This is a genomic window from Rheinheimera sp. UJ63, assembly GCF_021568285.1.
Taxonomy (GTDB): Bacteria; Pseudomonadota; Gammaproteobacteria; order Enterobacterales; family Alteromonadaceae; genus Alishewanella; species Alishewanella maricola.
Genome location: NZ_JAKGTQ010000001.1, coordinates 603992 through 622363, shown reverse-complemented (window position 1 = coordinate 622363; position 18372 = coordinate 603992). Strand labels below are relative to the sequence as shown.

The window sequence follows — 18372 nt, the reverse complement described above, 5'->3', positions numbered from 1 at the left end:
ACATGGCTTATTTCGGATAGCGTGCTTTACGCATGGTGCGTTCCGTGGTGCGCTGAGCATTCAGTAACGCTTGCTCAACCGACATTTGACCCGTTAGCGCGGCAGCAAATTGCTGACCGACCGCCGTACCAATGCCTTGAAACTCTGGAATGGCTACAAATTGTATGCCGACATAAGGTACCGGCAACACGCTGGGGTTAACCGGATCGGCAGAGCGAATGGCATCGAGGGTGATTTGCGCAAAAGGTGCTGCGGCTAAGTAGTCTGCATTCGCATACAGAGAAGCACGCGTGCCTGGCGGAACATTTTTCCAGCCTTTTTTACTGGCCACTAATTCGGTATAACCTTTCGATGTTGCCCAGCTGATAAAGGTCATGGCCGCATCTGATTTTTTACTGCTTGATGGGATCGCCAGCGTCCAAGCCCATAACCAGTTGCCTCGTTTACCTAGGCCATTATCAGGTGCCATGGCAAAACCCACTTGATCGGCGATGTTTGAATCGGCTGGGTTGGTCACAAAGGCGCCAGCAACAGTGGCGTCGATCCAGATACCGCATTTACCGGTTTGAAATAATGCGAGGTTTTCGTTAAAGCCGTTGGCTGAAGCACCTGGTGGTCCATATTGATTCATCACTTCAACATAGTAATTCAGCGTATCTTGCCAAGCTTTAGTGTTAAATTGTGGCTGCCATTTTTCGTCAAACCAGCGTGCGCCAAACGAGTTAGCCATGGCCGTGATGAGCGCGACATTCTCACCCCAACCAGCCTTACCGCGTAAACAGATCCCGTACACGCCGGCCTCTTTATCGGTCATGGCCGCTGCCGCTTGTTTAATAAACTGCCAGCTAGGGGTATTAGGCATCTCTAAACCGGCTTTTTGCATTAAGTCTTTGCGATACATCACCATCGAGCTTTCGCCATAGAAGGGGGCGGCATATAACTCGTCTTGATAGGACAAGCCATTTTTAATGGATGGCAGAATATCGTCCACATCATAATCTGCGGCAAAATTATCGAGCTTTTTCAACCAACCTAATTTGCTCCAGATCGGTACTTCATAAGTACCGATGGTCATCACATCATATTGACCACCGCCCGTCGCCACATCGGTGGTGACACGCTGGCGTAAGATATTCTCTTCTAACGTGATCCATTGCAGTTTAATGTTCGGATGCGCTTGCTCAAACTCGCTGCTAAGCTCTTTCATCGTGATCATGTCGCCATTGTTGACTGTGGCGATGGTAATGGTTTCTGCGGCGGTTGCGACAGTCGCGAGCATGGCTAGGCATGCAAAACTGAACGTTCTGATAGACATAGATAATTCCTTAGATTCTGGCTGGTAAAGCGTGTATCAACAGATTAAAAGCGTACCGAGACTTCAGCAGTAAAACCGCCCCAGTCTGTGCCGATTTGGCCCGCTGAGTTAGCGCCTTCGCGTTGCTCAACCCACTCTGCTTTTAATAAGGTGTTTTCTGCTAGCCACCAGCCAGCCCCTAATTGCAGCCGAGTTAAATCGGTATCGCCACTCACACCCTCTGTTTCATTGCTGACTTGAGAAAAGCGGGTTGCCAGATAAAGTTTATCAGGAATAATGTAATGTGATGCTTCTAGCCCGAAAAAGCGCATTTTGCTGCTGATCGCCGCATAAGCCACACCTTGAGTGGCAACGGCTTGATTACCGTTAACATCGACAAAGCTATAGTCATCCTCGGCGGTACCGAACCAGCCTCTGAACAAGGTGTTCTCAGAAAGGCGATATTGGCTGTTTAATTGCACAATCGTCACGTTTAACCCCGGCAGTAAGCCGGCATGCGTATCGCGAGAGCTATTGCCACTAGAGACAAAATTGTAGTTATCACCGTCACCAAAAATTAATCCCGCCACTTGGATATCAGCAAAGTCACGTAAACCCACTTGACCGCCCAGGTCGCTAACAAACCAGCCGATGCCTAAATCTAGGCCAAAGTTGGTATTAACAGAAACATCACCAAAAACGTTGTAGCCGCGGCCATCACCATAGTCCTCGTCAAAGGTGGGTACTGTTACGGTGATATTGGCATTAACTTTGTCGATATTGTATTGCTGTAGCTTATAAGCCCAAGCCACTTGTACGCCTGATTCAGCCGTAACAAAGTCGGCAATAGAGTTACCGATCAATGGGTTGTTTTGTACCGCCGCGCCATCAGAAAAACCTCTGAAATCAAACACGGACGATTCGATATTACCGGCTTTTACATGCAATTCGTGAGGGGTATCCGTGACTTTTAATAAGCCTAGTACGTTGAAATCGATATAGCCAAAATCTTGCGAGATCTCAAATTTGTCATCGCTGCCAAAATCATTCGGTTCTTCACCTAAATCGACAAAGGCAGTGATGTCATCGGTGATCTTAAATGTCAGTTCTAAGTTAAAGCGCAGGCGCTGAAAGCCTGCCGACATGTTTTCGTTAATAGGATCAAAAGCACCGGGATCGGCTTCGATATTTTGAAAGCCCTGCATAAAAAGAGCATTTACTTTTAGGCGATCATCAAAAAATTCTGCGGCATCTACAGGTGTGGCGCTGAAGCCTGCGCAAAGCAAGGCTGAGGCCAACACTGAAAACGAATGTTTCGTGTTGTTGAATAATGTCATGTTTAAAACCCTTGTCTTGGAACGTCATTTTTATGTGTTTTAACCTACAGCGAGGTGGTCAAAAACTTCTGGGCATTAATGCTCACTCCGATTCGTTTTTTATATTCGGGCATTAGCTCAGTGCTTGAGCATATTCTCGATTAATAATTCTGCCGTCAACTGTTTTTGTCAGAATTTAAGCAGGTTTTTTAAGCTCTTTATTTTTTTATAAATAAATTCAATAGCTTAATTTCAAATTTTTTTATTGCTGGGTTCAGTTTGGATTCATCTGAGAAAGTGCAGGCCAAGAGAGGGCGCACTATTACGTTAATGATTGATTTATTAAGTGCTTAGCAGCGGTGAGGCAAAGCGATTTTGATAACGTCAGGTGTAGGCAGGCACCTTTGAAAGGGGCTTTAACCATGTCAACGTGGGGCCTAATTACAGAAGCGATACGACTTGCTCGGATGGAGAGGCGCTTTTACTTCGGCAAAGTGTCAGTTTGTATGGCCATTTTATGCGGTTAAGCAACAGCATGCCGTTTGTCAGTTACCGTGTTCAGCTTGCATAAAGCTAACTTAGCCTATACCTTTAAATGTTGTAATAACTCATCAGTTATTCGAGGAGGTTAAAATGCGTAACAGTATATTAGCAATGACGCTGCTAGCGTGGTCAGGGTTTAGTGCCGCAGCAGCCGAGCTAACACTAAACTTTGATGATCCCAAAGGTTTTACTGATGTAAGGCCGACTAATGATACCCGTAGTCGCTATTCTGAAAGAGTGGTCGCGGCATTTACTGATTCCTTTAACGAGTTGGCCGCAGCAATGCCTGCTGGATATAAATGGCAAGTCACGGTAACCGATATTGATTTAGCGGGTGATGTTGACTATTTTGCTGGGCCAGCCGGTCAAGCTTTACGCATTGTTAAAGATATTCATTCGCCTGCTATTCGCTTTACACACCAATTACTCGATGCCAGTGGTCAGACGGTGTTAAGTGGCGAGGTAAAGGAGCGTGATATGGGCTTTTTGCAGCGCTTAGGCCGAGCCAATTCGCGTAAAGAATTTGAATTTGAGCATAAAATGCTGGAAGACTGGTTTAAGAAAACGGTAAAGCCTGCTTTGAATGACTAGTACCGGTATCGGTAGTGAATCACAAACGATGTGTGAAAGGGGTAACGGCTAAGCGGTTACCCCTTTTTTGTTATTTGGTGATGTGTCGAAACTCCGCCAAGGTTTTGTGTAATAGTTTGAGTTGTCGAACCACACGCTCTAAAGTTGCGGTATTGAATTGCTGGCTTTGCCGCATCGCCGCGATGTGTTCTGCAGTTTCAGCTAAGTAAGGCATAAAACGATTACTTTGCGCACTAAATCCTGCTTCTTTAGCAAATACCGCCTGATGATTAGCCTTACCTTCTTGTTGCAATTGCTCTAGCAGTGCATCGGCATCGAGGGCTTTACGATAAAGCTCTTTTAGATTGTCATCCAGTTGTTCCAGTAGAGTATCCATAACGCATCTTTTCAAATCATTAAAATTAGCGAGCTATTATGCCATAAAGGCTGTGGTAGCAGAGTCCAAAACAGAGATAATTTGTGCCGAGCCATTCCATTATAAAATGTTTTGTTATACTATATCGTTTCTTTGATTTCGTGTTTTAAGGATATCGCAGTGATTGCCAAAGCGAGAGTGTTGTTTGATAAGGTAGGAATAATGGTCACATCGTTATGTGCCATTCATTGCATTATGCTACCTGTCATTCTGCCTATCCTACCTTTGTTAGGTTTAACTGCCGGCCACAACCATGCGTTTGAAGGCATAGTGTTACTGCTGACCATGGCCTTAGGTTTCTTCACGTTATTTGTGGGTTTTCATCGTTATCATCGTAAACTTTACCCATTTTATGCGTTGTTTTTAGGTGGTTTTATTTATTGGCAACGCGGCGCTTGGGGTAGCGAATACGAACACCTCATTTTGATTATCGGTGCCACCTTAGTGGTGTCAGCGCATATTATGAATATGCGCTTATGTAACAGTTGCAATAGTTGCGAAGACGAACATCAACCGTCTTAATTCTGCAAACCCATCTAAAAATCCCGCTACGGCGGGATTTTTGTTTCTGATGATTTACTGCTTTTTGCGCCGTTTAGTTTGACGCTGAAAGGCGCTGTCTGCTGCGCGCCGGATAATTGCTAAAGATCCCATCTACGCCATAGTGCTGCAGCCGCGCAATATCATCGGCTTGATCCACGGTATACACATAAACTTTTAAGCCACGGGTTTTGGCGTCATCGACAAACGCTTGGTCAATAAAGCTAACATCACAATGCACCGAGTAAGCCCCCAGTTGCTCTGCAAAAGCCGCATAATCAAGCGGTAAGCTGGCCGTTAACGCCCCCAGTTTTAAACTAGGCTGCGCGCGTTTGATGGTATGCAGTAAATGGTGATTAAACGAAGAAATCAGCAAGCGTTGGCAATCGAAAGCCAATTCTTGCTCGGCTCGTTGCAGTAATTTAAGCAAGGGCTCGGCGGTATCCGCGCCTTTTAATTCAATATTTAACCACGCCTTGGTTGCCTGCAAATAGTGCAACACTTGCCACAGTGTCGGTACGCGCTCACCGCGCCCGGCATCTAGCTGCTGTAATTGGGCTAAAGAAAACTGATATAAGCTGCCTTGGCCATTCGTGGTGCGTGCCACATGATGATCATGGATAACAATCAGCTCACCTTGCAGTGCAAACACATCTATCTCAATAGCATCTGCGCCTTGAGCTATCGCTTGCTCAATCGCCAATAGCGTATTTTCTGGATACTCACCACTGGCACCACGATGCGCGATGATTTGCATACTCATTCCTTAAAACCCCTTTTTGCTTAGTTTACTGCAGATAAAGGGCCGGTTGCGGATTTTTTTCATCAGCTTGTCGCGGCAACTGAAGGTAAATAGCCTAGATTAGAGAGGTTTAGCTGAGGAGGCTTAGAGAAAAAGGGCGTTGTGACGAGAAAGAAGAGAAGAGCAGGACATCCGTATATCCTGCTCAGGTGTTACTGTTTAGGTTATGTTAGCAAATGGCGTACCCATGCGAGTGACGGTGCCGGGTTGCTGATCGGCTAAGAATGCTACTTTGCCAGCAGGGAAAGCTAAGATCACCGTTGAGCCGAGTTTAAAGCGGCCCATTTCGGCGCCTTTTTCTAAACGAACACTGTTTAAACCGCTCGCCGGATAATTCCAACGGAAAATACTGCTGCCCGCTGGGGGCGTGACGGTACCGGCCCAGACGGTTTCAATGCTAGCAACGATCGTAGCACCAACTAATACCAAGGCCATTGGGCCAAACTCGGTATCAAAAATCGTTACCACGCGTTCGTTACGGGCAAATAAATCAGGCACGTTTTCAGCCGTTAATGGATTAACCGAAAACAGCTCGCCGGGCACATAGATCATTTCACGCAACACGCCAGTTACCGGCATATGAATACGGTGATAGTCTTTGGGGGCTAAGTAAATGGTCGCAAATTCACCACCTAAGAAAGGCGCGGCGGTTTGTTCTTTACCCCCTAATAAGCTTTGTAAGCTGTAGTTATGGTTTTTAGCTTGCACCAGTTGGCCTGAGACAATTTCACCCAGCTGGCTAATGGCGCCGTCTACTGGATGGGCGATAATCGCCGGATCGCTGTCCAGCGGGCGAATACCGTCTTTTAACGGCCGAGTAAAAAACTCATTAAAACTGGCATAGTCACTGGCGCGTTCAAATTTAGCTTCCTGCATGTTGATGTTATAGGCTTTGATAAACAGCTTAATCAGCGCATGGCTGATAAAGCCTAAACGGGCAGCGGCCAATTTACCCACTAAGCGGGAAATTAAATGCTTAGGTAGCATATATTGCAGGGTGATTTTTAGTTTATCCATAGCGGGTCGATACTCTTAAAATTAAAAATGATTCGGTTTATCCTGGGTCATACTGGTCAGGATTTTTAAATAACTGTCGTAACGTTCTTGGCTGATCGCGTTTTCAGCTACGGCATGTTGAATGGCGCAGCCGGGGTCTGTGATATGTTTACAGTCGCGGAATTTACAGCGACCCAGCCAAGGTCGAAATTCAATAAAACCTTGCGTTACTTCTTCAGGTGATAAGTGCCATAAGGCAAATTCACGGATCCCTGGCGAATCGATCAGTTCGCCACCTTCTGGCAAGTGATAAAGACGCGACACCGTCGTGGTATGTTGGCCCAAGCCAGACAGCGCTGAGACCTCCTGTGTAGTGACCGCTAGGCTGGGCATGAGCGAGTTCATTAATGACGATTTGCCAACCCCAGATTGACCAACAAAGATACTGGTTCCGCTGTGCAAATGCTGTTGCAATTCAGCCATGCCTTGGCCAGTTTTGGCACTCAATAATAAACAGGGATAACCTAAACCACGATACAGCTCAAGTTGCCGCTGAAGTTCAGCTTGTGCAGCAGCATCTAATAAATCCGCTTTGTTAATAACCAGCAGCGGTTTAATGCCGGTGATTTCAGCAGCAACCAAATAACGGTCGATAATGTTTAAAGACAGCGCTGGCAAAATGGCCGAGACAATAATCATCAAGTCAATATTGGCAGCTACAGGCTTTAGGCCATCATAAAAATCAGGGCGTAATAAAACAGAGCTGCGATCTTCCACTGCTTCAATAACACCATCAATACTGCCGGTCGCTTGCGTGCTGCGCCGCCACAGTACTTTATCGCCAGTCACCACCGAACTGATGGTGCGACGCATACTGCAACGGATCACCTTACCTTGGGCATCTTCAACGTCGGCATGCTGGCCAAAGCGACTGAGTACCAAACCTGGCTCAGGCGCTAATAAAAGTTGTTCATCCCAGTCGACGGCACCTTTTTTCGCATTACGTTGTAAACGTCGCTGCTCATTTTTGGCAATTCGATCGTGCTGGCGCTGTGTTAGATGTTTTTTCTTGGTCACTGGTTACCGTTTTTCTGTAAAGGATGCTATTACTGTTAAGCTTAGGACGTGTATCATACCTGCAATCTGGGTTGTAACAAAGCAGCAAACGTTTCAGCCCACTCACTTCAGAAAGGTACTGAATAATTATGACAGTGAATGATAGCAACTTGGTTTGGCTTGATTTAGAAATGACGGGGCTGGAACCAAAAACCGATGTTATTTTAGAGATGGCCACTATTGTGACGGACAGCGAGTTAAATATCTTAGCGGAAGGTCCGGTCTTTGCCATTAAAACCGCGGATGATGTGTTGGCGAATATGAACTCTTGGTGTGTTGAGCAACACGGTAAGAGTGGCTTAACGGCTCGCTGTCGTGCCAGTGACGTTACGCTAGCCGACGCGGTTGAGCAAACACTGGCCTTTTTAAGTCGCTATGTTAGCCCGGGTAAATCGCCGATGTGTGGCAATAGCATAGGTCAAGACCGGCGTTTTTTGGCAGAATATGCGCCTGAGTTCGAAAGCTTCTTTCATTATCGAAATGTCGATGTCAGCACGATAAAAGAGTTAGCGAAACGCTGGGCGCCTGAAGTGATTAAACACGTACAAAAAACCAACAGTCACTTGGCGATGGACGACATTCGTGAGTCAATTGCTGAATTAGTGACCTATCGCACACATTTTTTTCGAATTCCTTAAAAAAATGCTTGCATCGATTGGCCAGTTTTGTAAAATGCGCGCCATCAGTAAGCAACTTCGGTTGCAAGCATGATGCGAGTTTAGCTCAGTTGGTAGAGCGCTACCTTGCCAAGGTCGAGGTCACGAGTTCGAATCTCGTAACTCGCTCCAAATTAGAAAAGCAGCCCTTGTGGCTGCTTTTCGCTTTTCTGAATCTGCGATATTGCCAAATGTCTTTTTTTAGACAACAATTTCTAGCGAAATGTTATGTTGAGACACACTGCTAAGGATTTGCGATGGCGCTCTCCCCATGTGTTAGAAATTGCTGCCTAGACCAACACGACTGCTGTTTGGGATGTGGCCGTTTATTGGCTGAAATTACCGAATGGCATCAGGCTGACGAGCAACGAAAAACGGAAATTGTCCAGCAGGCGGCAGCACGACGAGCAGAGCGGCCTGTTCATCCGCTTAACTATCTCGCGGCAGACCCTTCTGAATAATCCGTACCAAACGTTCGGTACTTCTTGGTAATAAATTGGCTTGTTGCCAGCTTTTTTGTTTTTGCTGTGCTAGCGCCCAGCGAATATGTTCTTTTACTAACTCACTGGCGTCAGCCAACCGATGCTGTAATAACTCACTAATAGCAGGATCATAAGGCGCATTGCCTAGTGCAACGGCAATGTTTCGTTGCCAGCGTTCAAAGCCAATCCGCCTAATGGCACTGCCTTCGGTTAACTGCAAAAAGGTCGCCTCATCCCATTGAAAAAGTGCCAGCAGTGACTGATCTTGCCATTGTGGACGACGTTGAAAATCGCTTTCTTGACTCAACGGCGCGGCTCGATTTATCGGGCAGACTAATTGGCAATCATCACAGCCATAAATACGATTGCCAATTTGCGCTCGAAACTGTTCAGGGATCGCCTCGGCTAATTCGATGGTGAGATACGAGATACAGCGGCGGGCATCAACAACATAAGGCGCCACTATGGCACCTGTTGGGCAACTGGTTATGCAGGCCACGCAGCTACCGCAATCGCCGTTGTGTGGCGTGTCGATGGGCAAATCGAGATTCACCAGTAATTCGCCAAGGAAAAACCACGAACCGGCTTGTTCGGCCAACACCAAGCTATGTTTGCCAACCCAGCCTATACCGGCTTTTTGTGCTAAAGGCCGTTCTAAAATGGGCGCCGAGTCGACAAAAGGGCGGCCGGCTAATTCAGCACTGAGCGTGGCAATCTTCTGGCCCAGTTGCTTTAAACGTTGGCGCATTAATTTATGATAATCTCGCCCCAGCGCATAACGGCTAATATAGGCCAAGTTAGGATCGGCTAAGTTAGTGGCAAAACCGGCTTGCTGCGGTAAATAATCTAGGCGTACGCTAATGACACTGAGCGTACCGGGGTGTAATTCAGTGGGCCTGGCACGCAACATGCCGTGTTGCGCCATATAATGCATATCACCATGAAAGCCAGCGTCTAACCATTGCTGTAAGTGCGCTTCATGCTCAGCTAAGTCAGGTTTAGTAATACCACAGGCCTGAAAACCTAATTCAGCGGCCCATTGTTTAATTTGCTCGGCTAGCTGCTGTTTTTCCATACTGAACTCTGTATTCGTCATATCGCGCTTTTCTAGGCGCTACTTTAACATAAATTGTCCATGGTCTTTTGGCATTTAGACTTCACCCCGATGGCTATAAGTGGCTAACTAACGGGAACTTGAGGCAATTTACTTAGTCTGACCACAAGCTTGAGCGGTTTTTCTTCCTGCATGCCCTACAAGTTTGTTAACATAGCCAACGGCAATTAAAGATAGGGTGTTGAGTTATTACTGTGGTAGAACTTAAGGTACAAATTGATAGCGAAGCGCAAACGGCAGCGTTCGCGGCAAAACTGGCGGCGCAACTGCACGGTGGTTTAGTTCTGTTTCTGCAAGGGCCTTTAGGCGCGGGTAAAACCACCTTCTCTCGAGGTTTAATTCAAAGCTTAGGCCACACAGGTAAAGTAAAAAGCCCAACCTATACCTTAGTTGAACCCTATGATTTGGTAGGCCTACAAGTTTATCATTTTGATTTGTATCGGTTACATGATGCAGAAGAACTGGAATTTATGGGGATCAGAGATTATTTTAATGCTGATAGCCTATGTTTAATTGAATGGCCTGAACGTGGTTTTGGCTGTTTGCCTGAACCTGATTTAACGCTGGCTTTTTCGCTGGATGCCACTTCGCGTCATTTGGTTATCACGGCGCATAACGCACATGTTCAAACTTTATTGACAGCATTGACGGATAATGAAAAAAACTAACGCGCTGCTTGCTCATCTCATATTGTGTTGTCTGTTACTGCAAAGTGCGGTGGCGTTTGCCAGTAATCAGGTACAGAATATTCGTATTTGGCCCTCGCCAGACAATACCCGTGTGGTATTTGATTTAGCTGCTGCCCCAGAATATAAATATTTCACCTTAGAAAACCCAGAACGCTTAGTCATTGACTTAAGTCGCGTCACGGGCGCGACCACACTGCCAGCGATTAGCGGTGAAGCCCCGCTGATCCGAGATATTCGCAGCAGTGGCACTAAAAACACCATGCGCATTGTGCTCGATTTAAGCAGCGCTGTTAAACCGACGATTTTTGCACTGACCCCGACACCTCCTTATGGCCATCGTTTGGTGGTGGATTTACCCGATAGTAAAGCCAGTAGCAGCAGTGCCAGTAGCGCGCCGGTTGAAACTCGCCCTGCGACGAACAGCAGCGCCAACACAGGCAGTAGTCGCCAGGCGATTCCTGCGACAGTGCGTGCCGCTCGCGATATCATTATTGCTATCGATGCCGGACACGGTGGCGAAGACCCCGGTTCCATTGGCCCCAGCGGCATTTATGAAAAAAACTTAACCCTGCCTATTGCCAAGCAATTACTGGAAACCATTAACCGTGAGCCCGGTATGAAAGCCACCATGGTGCGTACCGGTGATTACTATGTGCATGTGAATAGCCGCACTGATATTGCGCGGCGCATGCAAGCAGATTTATTAGTATCCATTCACGCGGACGCCTTTACTTCACCTCAACCGAAAGGCGCTTCAGTATGGGTGTTATCGTTACGTCGAGCGACCTCAGAGGTCGGCCGCATGCTAGAGCAAACGGAGCGACACGGTGAGTTGTTAGGCGGTGTCGCGGAAGTGATTAAAGACTCGGCTAATGAGCGCTATTTAGCGCAAACGGTACTCGATTTATCAATGAATCATTCGATGGTAACGGCACATCAAGTGGCTAACCAGGTCTTGTCTGAATTGGGCAAAGTGACGACTCTGCACAAAAAAGAGCCGCAAGCTGCTAGCTTAGGGGTGTTGCGCGCGCCGGATATTCCGTCCATTTTAGTTGAAGTCGGTTTTATTTCTAACCCGCAAGAAGAGCGTTTATTGCGCAGTAGTTCGCATCAGCAAAAATTAGTGCAGTCATTATTTAATGGTTTGCGCCGTCACTTTGAGTTATCGCCTCCAGCCGATTCGTTATTTGCGCAGCGTCGTTCAAAAGAGCACCGCGTGCAAGCAGGGGAGTCTTTATCGTTATTAGCACAGCGTTATAATGTGTCACTAGACGAGTTACGCCGCCATAACGAACTGCGTAACGACAGCATTCGCATTGGTCAGGTGTTGCGGATCCCCTAATATGCCCATTCAATTATTACCCGCGCAATTAGCTAACCAAATTGCGGCTGGTGAGGTGGTGGAGCGCCCCGCCTCCGTCGTAAAAGAATTGGTTGAAAACAGTTTGGATGCGCAAGCCACTCAAATTGATATTGAATTAGAAAAGGGTGGCAGCAAGCTGATCCGGATCCGCGATAATGGTGTGGGCATCGCTGAAGCGGAATTAGTATTGGCGCTAAGTCGGCATGCCACCAGTAAAATTAGCAGCTTAGCGGATCTGGAACAGATTGTAAGTTTAGGCTTTCGCGGTGAAGCGCTAGCCAGTATCAGTTCAGTGGCGCGTTTAACCCTCACATCAAAACCGGCGCAGCAAGCCGCTGCTTGGCAAGCCAGTGCTGAAGGCCGCGATATGGCAGTAGAATTGCGACCTGCCGCCCATCCCGATGGTACGAGCATCGACGTGGTTGATTTATTTTTTAACACCCCAGCTCGTCGGCGTTTTTTAAGAAGCGATAAAACCGAATTTACGCATATTGATGAATTAATCAAACGCTTAGCCTTAAGTCGTTTTGATGTGGCATGGCAACTGAGCCATAACGGCCAAGTGGTGCGTCGTTTACCGGTTGCTGATACGGCTGCGGCCAAGCAAAAACGCTTAGCGCTGATCTGTGGTCGTAATTTTGCTGAGCAAGCACTGTGGATTGAAAATCAATATGGTGAGATCAAGCTCAGTGGTTGGATTTTACCAGCGATGGCTTGCCAAGCGGTCAGTAGCGGCCAATACAGTTATGTGAATGGTCGTATGATGCGCGATAAATTGTTAAATCATGCGATCCGACAAGCCTACGGTGAATGGTTAGCGGCTGAACTACAACCGGCTTTTGTACTGTATCTAGAGCTGCCGGCTAACGACGTGGATGTCAATGTGCACCCCGCTAAACACGAAGTCCGTTTTCATCAAGCCCGTTTGGTGCATGATTTTGTGGTGAGTGCTTTAGCCGATGCCTTAACGCAAGGGCAAGACAGTGAGCCTAAGCCTGCTTTAGCGGCTGAATCACCTAGCATGACGTCTTCACAAGCGCAGGTCGCATCGCCGCAGCCAAACTCAGCAGCGGCACACGCCGCTTATGCCACGCGACATGCTGCAACGGGAGATACGAAAGCGCCGTTATATCAGCCGCAACAAGGCCATGTCGCGGCGCGTGCTGTTCACGACAGCGTAGCCGCTAAACCGGCTGTGGCTTCAGTGCAAGCGCAAATCAATTATCAGGCAGCAACGTTGCAGGCCGCGACCGAGCAAGTTGCTAGCCCTGCACCGCATTATTTTTTGTTAGAGAATCGGTTTGCACTTTGTCAGGAGGCTGAGCAATTATTTATGGTTGATTTGCCCGCCAGTATTGCTATTCAGTGGCAGTTAAAGGTACAAAGTGCCCCATTATTATTACCGGTGCGCTTAACCGTGGCGTCGGCTGAATTTGAACCCTTGCTCGCGGCGGCTGACAACTTGTCGGCTTTAGGTTTCGATTTACTGTTAAAAGATCGCACGGTGATTATTCGCGCAGTGCCCATTTGGCTAAGACATACGGCAATAGGCCAATGGTTCGGTGAGTTTTTGTCTACACTAAGTACAGTGCAAACTGACGGCTTAGCCGAAGCATTACTCGATGTGTTGTTGCGCCAAGGCTTTTTACAAGCCGATTTATTGTTAGGTGTGTATCCCGCAGCACTGAGCAAAGCGCAACGCCGGGCGCTGGCGCTCAGTTTTGATGCGGCAACGCTGCAAATACGGAAGGCTAACGATGGCCACTGATTTACCGGTGATTTGTTTAATGGGCCCCACGGCGTCGGGCAAAACCGCTTTAGCTATCGCTTTAAAGCAACAGCTGGTTAACGCAGAGCTGATTAGCGTAGACAGCGCTTTAGTCTATCGCGGTATGGATATTGGCACGGCTAAGCCCACCGCTGCAGAGTTGGCGCAAGCCCCACATTTTTTGTTAGATATTCGCGATCCGGCAGAAAGTTATTCTGCAGCCGATTTTCGTGCTGATGCGTTACAGTTGATTGCGCAGATCCAGCAGCGTGGCAATGTGCCGATTTTAGTCGGCGGTACCATGTTGTATTTTAAAGCCTTACTCCAAGGGATTTCGGAGCTACCCGCTGCGGACAAGGCCATTCGTGCTACACTGGAAGCTGAAGCGGCCGAACATGGCTGGGCTTATTTGCATCAACAGCTCGCAGCCGTGGATCCTGCAGCCGCACAACGGATCCATCCGAATGATCCACAGCGGATTAATCGTGCTCTAGAAGTTTATCGCTTAACCGGGCGCAGCTTAACGGAATTAACTGCGGAAAAACCTGAACCTTTTCCGTATAAAGTGTACCAATTTGCCATTGCGCCGACCGATCGTGCGGTATTACATCAACGTATAGCATTACGCTTCGAGCAAATGTTAGCGCAAGGTTTTGAGCAAGAAGTGCGTGCGTTAGCACAGCGCACAGATTTACACGCTGATTTACCATCAATAAGATGTGTTGGTTATCGGCAAATGTGGGATTATATCGCTGGAAAGCTTACTTATCAGGAGATGGAAGCTCAAGGCATTGCTGCAACGCGGCAATTAGCGAAGCGCCAGTTAACTTGGCTGCGCAGTTGGCCAGAATTGCATTGGTTAAAAAGTGAAGTGAAACTTGAGGAAAACTTGCAAGCTGTCATTTCTTCGCTAAGCTAACAGAGGCAGCAAATATTTCAGGTTTAACAACTTGAAATAAAAATAATAATACCAATATAAAGCCTAATTAATAAAAAAGGAAAGCGCGACATGGCAAAGGGGCAATCTTTACAAGACCCATTTTTGAACACCTTAAGACGGGAACGTATTCCTGTTTCAATTTATTTGGTGAATGGGATTAAATTACAGGGTCAGGTTGAATCATTTGACCAATTCGTCATTTTGCTGAAAAACACGGTAAGTCAGATGGTGTATAAACACGCTATTTCTACCGTTGTACCTGCTCGTGCGGTTAACACTATGGTTGCTCACGGTAGCCAAGGTGATGACGACGAGGAGACGGAATAATTAGCGGAGTAGCAGCGCTTGTTTGAACTCTCTGAGCTTGCAGAACAAGCCGTATTAGTGCACGTTAATTTTCCGCAGGAAGCGTCAACCGAAGATTTGCAAGAATTGCAGATGTTGGTGTCGTCTGCGGGCGTTGCCACCTTGCAAATCCTCTCAAGCAATCGGCCTGCGCCAGATGCAAAGTTTTTTATTGGTACCGGCAAAGCAGATGAATTGGCTGCGCTGGTAGAAGAACTCGCCGCTACAGTGGTGATTTTTAATCACGAGCTGTCGCCTGGCCAAACTCGCAACCTGGAAAGACATTGTCAGGTTAGGGTAATTGATCGCACCAGCTTGATCCTCGATATTTTTGCGCAGCGCGCTCGCACTTACGAAGGTAAGCTGCAAGTCGAACTGGCCCAGTTACAGCATCTTGCCTCCCGTCTGATCCGTGGTTTTGACAACGAACGGCAAAAGGGCGGTATTGGTTTACGCGGGCCGGGTGAAACGCAGCTTGAAAGCGATCGACGCTTATTGCGTGAGCGGGTTAAAGCGTTAAAACAGCGTTTGCAAAAAATGTCACGGCAGCGGGAGCAAGGGCGGCGTGCCAGACAACGTTCTGAACAACCTGTGCTGTCGATTGTAGGTTACACCAATGCAGGCAAGTCGACGCTGTTTAATCGGCTAACCAGTGCCAGTGTGTATGCTGCTGATCAACTTTTTGCGACACTGGATCCTACCTTACGTAAAATTAACTTGCCGAATTTTGGTGAAGCGATTCTGGCTGACACAGTAGGATTTATCCGCCATTTACCGCATGATCTCGTGGCTGCGTTTAAATCAACCTTACAAGAAACTCGGGATGCCGATATTCAATTGCACGTGATTGATGCGGCAGACGCTCGGCGCGATGAAAATATGCGTCAGGTACAATTGGTGTTGCAAGAAATTGACGCAGCAGATGTACCACAGTTATTGGTTTTCAACAAAATTGACCAATTAGGCCAGCAGCCACGTATAGAATACAACGATGACGGTTTACCGGTTGCCGTTTATCTGTCGGCATTAGCCGGCGTGGGGCTCGACTTACTTGAGCAAGCTTTAGCGATGTTGTTGTCGCAACAACATTTGCAATTAACCTTATTATTACCGCCAGAGGCGGGTAATTGGCGAGCACGGCTTTATCAGCTGCAAGCTGTGTTAGAGGAAACCTTTTTGAGTGATGGCCGTTGCCAGTTAAAAATTCAGCTGTCGGCAGCACAGTGGGCTCGTTTGTTAAAACAGAGTGAGCAACAACTCGAAAACTATATCGTCAGCTAGACACTTTTTTGATACATTAACCCTTAATGACAACTTACGGTAATGGAGTTAAGCATGGCTTGGAACGAGCCGGGCAATAACGGCAAGAATAACGACCCTTGGAAACAAGGTGGTCGTGATCAAGGCCCGCCCGATTTAGATGAAGTATTCCGCAATTTAGGTAAAAAACTAGGCGGAGTTTTTGGTGGTAAAGGCGGTGGCTCTGGCAACGCAGGTAGCGGTGGTAGCTCTATCTTAATGATAGTGGTGTTAATCGTTGCGATTGCGGTTTGGGCTTTAAGTGGTTTTTACACCATTAAAGACGCAGAACGCGGTGTGATTTTACGCTTTGGCCAATATCATGAAGAAGTGGGTGCGGGTATTCACTGGAAACCTACTTTTATTGATACTGTAACACCAGTGAACACTCAAGAAGTACGTTCATTACGTGCAGATGGCTTTATGTTAACGCAAGACCAAAATTTGGTTCGAGTGACCTTTGAAGTGCAATATCGTATCTTCAATGCTCGCCAATACTTGTTCTCTGTGGTTGATGCCGACAGTAGTTTGCGCGAAGCTACCGATGCGGCGCTACGTTTTGTTATCGGTCATTCTATTATGGATGATGTGTTAACGCGTGGTCGTGAAGTGGTTCGTCAAGATACGCGGATCGAGTTAGAAAGCATCATCAACCCTTACAACATGGGTTTAACCTTAGTGGATGTTAACTTCCGCGATGCCAGACCGCCAGAAGAAGTGCGCGATGCCTTCGATGACGCAATTAAAGCGCAAGAAGATCAAGAACGTTTTGTGCAAGAAGCAACCGCTTATGCTCGTGAGATTGAACCGCGTGCTCGTGGTCAGGTCAATCGGGTAATGCAAGAAGCCGAAGCATACAAGCAACAAATCGTGTTACGGGCTCAAGGTGAAGTATCACGCTTTGAACAATTACTGCCGCAGTATCTCGCTGCACCTAAGGTTACACGTGATCGGATGTATTTAGAGACCATGGAATACGTGTACTCGAATACCTCTAAAATTTTGGTTGATGTTAAAAACAGCAACAACCTGATGTATCTGCCGCTAGATAAGTTGATGAATCAAGGTGCAGCTGCTACGCAAGGTAAAGCCGTGACGCCATTACCTGCGCGCAATAGCCAGGATATGTCGACCGCGCCAGTGTTCCCTGAAACCAGTCGCGCTAGTTCGCCTCGAACCGGAAGTGGGAGATAAGCGCCAATGAAAAACTTTATTATTGCCATTGCCGTCGTGCTTGGTATCGTTGTTACCTCAGCGTTGTTTGTAGTGCCTGAAGGTGAGCGTGCGATCGTTATTCAATTCGGTAAGATCCAACGTGATGCTGAAAACCAGGTGCGCGTTTATGAACCGGGTTTACAGTTCAAAATTCCTTTTATCCAAGTGGTGCGGTCGTTAGATTCGCGAATTCAAACCCTGGATGATCAGGCTGACCGTTTTGTTACCGCAGAGAAAAAAGACTTATTAGTTGATAGCTATGTGAAATGGCGTATCAAAGATTTTGGTGCTTATTTCTTATCTACGGGTGGCATTAAGTCTCAAGCTGAAGTGTTGTTAAAACAGTACATCAATAACGGCTTACGTACTGAGTTCGGTGCCAGAACGATCCAAGAGATCGTTTCAGGTGAACGTACCCAGTTAATGCAAAGTGCACTATCACAAGCCGCGCAAGCAGCAAATGAACTAGGCATTGAAGTCATCGATGTGCGAGTTAAGCAAATTAACTTACCGACTGAAATCAGCGATTCGATTTTTGCGCGGATGCGCGCTGAGCGTAAAGCGGTAGCTGATGAGCACCGTGCACGTGGTCGTGAGCAAGCTGAAATCATTCGTGCTGATGTCGATGCGCGTGTTACCGTTATGATCGCGGATGCAGAACGTAATTCTCGTTCAGTGCGCGGTGAAGGCGATGCAGTCGCAGCGAAGGTCTATGCAGATATGTACAACAAGAATGCCGAGTTCTATTCTTTTGTACGTAGTTTAGAGGCTTATCGGAATAGCTTTAATTCGAAGAGCGATATCCTGGTTGTGCAACCAGATAACGAGTTCTTCAAATATATGCGTACCGAAGAACCGCAAAACTAATGGCTGCGCTACTGTAGCCAC

At 47.1% G+C, this 18372-nt stretch carries 19 protein-coding genes and 1 tRNA gene; 13 read left to right on the top strand and 7 right to left on the bottom strand.

The genetic code is table 11. From position 1 onward, the window contains the following. Positions 1-7 precede the first annotated feature (7 nt). Both L1N97_RS02890 and L1N97_RS02885 read right to left on the bottom strand, forming a co-directional pair. Positions 8-1315 (bottom strand): ABC transporter substrate-binding protein, encoded by a 1308-nt coding sequence (locus L1N97_RS02890; protein ID WP_229585295.1) that lies wholly within the window; start codon positions 1313-1315, stop codon positions 8-10. A gap of 44 nt (positions 1316-1359) precedes the next feature. Then, positions 1360-2631 carry a hypothetical protein gene (locus L1N97_RS02885; RefSeq protein WP_236128765.1) on the bottom strand — a complete coding sequence of 424 codons (1272 nt, stop codon included), beginning with the start codon at positions 2629-2631 and terminating at the stop codon, positions 1360-1362. A gap of 612 nt (positions 2632-3243) precedes the next feature. Between L1N97_RS02885 and L1N97_RS02880 the strand changes: the two genes are divergently transcribed. Then, positions 3244-3744: a DUF3016 domain-containing protein gene (locus L1N97_RS02880; protein WP_236128764.1), complete on the top strand. Its 501-nt coding sequence runs from the start codon at positions 3244-3246 to the stop codon at positions 3742-3744. Positions 3745-3814: 70 nt separating this feature from the next. Here the strand turns inward: L1N97_RS02880 and L1N97_RS02875 are convergent, their stop codons facing one another. Continuing rightward, complete coding sequence (locus L1N97_RS02875; protein ID WP_229585298.1) at positions 3815-4120, bottom strand: primosomal replication protein PriC; 306 nt, start codon at positions 4118-4120, stop codon at positions 3815-3817. Positions 4121-4279: 159 nt separating this feature from the next. Here L1N97_RS02875 and L1N97_RS02870 point away from each other — a divergent pair, with 159 nt between their 5' ends. Beyond that, the gene (locus L1N97_RS02870) at positions 4280-4681 is read left to right on the top strand and encodes a MerC domain-containing protein (protein ID WP_329605532.1); all 402 of its coding nucleotides are present in this window, start codon (positions 4280-4282) and stop codon (positions 4679-4681) included. A 73-nt stretch (positions 4682-4754) separates the two neighbouring features. Here the strand turns inward: L1N97_RS02870 and L1N97_RS02865 are convergent, their stop codons facing one another. The 3 genes from L1N97_RS02865 to rsgA all read right to left on the bottom strand — a co-directional run bounded on the left by L1N97_RS02865 (position 4755) and on the right by rsgA (position 7574). Beyond that, the gene (locus tag L1N97_RS02865) at positions 4755-5456 is read right to left on the bottom strand and encodes a glycerophosphodiester phosphodiesterase (RefSeq protein ID WP_229585300.1); all 702 of its coding nucleotides are present in this window, start codon (positions 5454-5456) and stop codon (positions 4755-4757) included. A gap of 204 nt (positions 5457-5660) precedes the next feature. After that, a complete protein-coding gene (gene asd / locus L1N97_RS02860) occupies positions 5661-6518 on the bottom strand; it encodes an archaetidylserine decarboxylase (protein WP_226749501.1) in 858 nt (285 codons plus the stop codon). 21 nt (positions 6519-6539) lie between these two features. Next, positions 6540-7574, bottom strand: a complete 1035-nt coding sequence (rsgA, locus tag L1N97_RS02855) for a small ribosomal subunit biogenesis GTPase RsgA (protein ID WP_229585302.1) — start codon at positions 7572-7574, stop codon at positions 6540-6542. A gap of 128 nt (positions 7575-7702) precedes the next feature. Between rsgA and orn the strand changes: the two genes are divergently transcribed. The 3 genes from orn (at position 7703) to L1N97_RS02840 (ending at position 8730) form a co-directional block, all read left to right on the top strand. Continuing rightward, complete coding sequence (orn, locus tag L1N97_RS02850; protein ID WP_229585303.1) at positions 7703-8251, top strand: oligoribonuclease; 549 nt, start codon at positions 7703-7705, stop codon at positions 8249-8251. Between the two features lie 74 nt (positions 8252-8325). Continuing rightward, a tRNA-Gly gene (locus L1N97_RS02845) sits at positions 8326-8401 on the top strand. 125 nt (positions 8402-8526) lie between these two features. Further along, positions 8527-8730, top strand: a complete 204-nt coding sequence (locus L1N97_RS02840) for a DUF1289 domain-containing protein (RefSeq protein ID WP_236128763.1) — start codon at positions 8527-8529, stop codon at positions 8728-8730. On the opposite strand, the gene queG is transcribed toward L1N97_RS02840, so the two are convergent. Next, the gene (gene queG / locus L1N97_RS02835; RefSeq protein ID WP_236128762.1) at positions 8699-9847 is read right to left on the bottom strand and encodes a tRNA epoxyqueuosine(34) reductase QueG; all 1149 of its coding nucleotides are present in this window, start codon (positions 9845-9847) and stop codon (positions 8699-8701) included. The genes L1N97_RS02840 and queG overlap by 32 nt on opposite strands. 212 nt (positions 9848-10059) lie before the next feature. On the opposite strand from queG, the gene tsaE reads away from it, so the two are divergent. The 8 genes from tsaE to hflC all read left to right on the top strand — a co-directional run bounded on the left by tsaE (position 10060) and on the right by hflC (position 18351). After that, positions 10060-10533, top strand: a complete 474-nt coding sequence (tsaE, locus tag L1N97_RS02830) for a tRNA (adenosine(37)-N6)-threonylcarbamoyltransferase complex ATPase subunit type 1 TsaE (protein ID WP_229585306.1) — start codon at positions 10060-10062, stop codon at positions 10531-10533. Continuing rightward, positions 10520-11896 carry an N-acetylmuramoyl-L-alanine amidase gene (locus L1N97_RS02825; protein ID WP_229585307.1) on the top strand — a complete coding sequence of 459 codons (1377 nt, stop codon included), beginning with the start codon at positions 10520-10522 and terminating at the stop codon, positions 11894-11896. The genes tsaE and L1N97_RS02825 overlap by 14 nt, the downstream gene beginning before the upstream one ends. A gap of 1 nt (position 11897) precedes the next feature. Next, complete coding sequence (gene mutL, locus L1N97_RS02820) at positions 11898-13685, top strand: DNA mismatch repair endonuclease MutL (protein WP_236128761.1); 1788 nt, start codon at positions 11898-11900, stop codon at positions 13683-13685. Continuing rightward, positions 13675-14604: a tRNA (adenosine(37)-N6)-dimethylallyltransferase MiaA gene (gene miaA / locus L1N97_RS02815; protein WP_236128760.1), complete on the top strand. Its 930-nt coding sequence runs from the start codon at positions 13675-13677 to the stop codon at positions 14602-14604. The genes mutL and miaA overlap by 11 nt, the downstream gene beginning before the upstream one ends. A gap of 90 nt (positions 14605-14694) precedes the next feature. Beyond that, positions 14695-14952, top strand: coding sequence for an RNA chaperone Hfq (gene hfq / locus L1N97_RS02810; RefSeq protein ID WP_226749510.1), 258 nt, complete (start codon positions 14695-14697; stop codon positions 14950-14952). Between the two features lie 18 nt (positions 14953-14970). Next, entirely contained in the window at positions 14971-16251 is a 1281-nt protein-coding gene (hflX, locus tag L1N97_RS02805) for a ribosome rescue GTPase HflX (protein WP_226749511.1), read from the top strand. A gap of 54 nt (positions 16252-16305) precedes the next feature. After that, on the top strand, positions 16306-17463 hold the full coding sequence (gene hflK / locus L1N97_RS02800) for an FtsH protease activity modulator HflK (RefSeq protein ID WP_229585310.1): 1158 nt from the start codon (positions 16306-16308) through the stop codon (positions 17461-17463). Positions 17464-17469: 6 nt separating this feature from the next. After that, positions 17470-18351 (top strand): protease modulator HflC, encoded by an 882-nt coding sequence (gene hflC, locus L1N97_RS02795; protein ID WP_229585311.1) that lies wholly within the window; start codon positions 17470-17472, stop codon positions 18349-18351. The last annotated feature ends 21 nt before the right edge of the window (positions 18352-18372 follow it).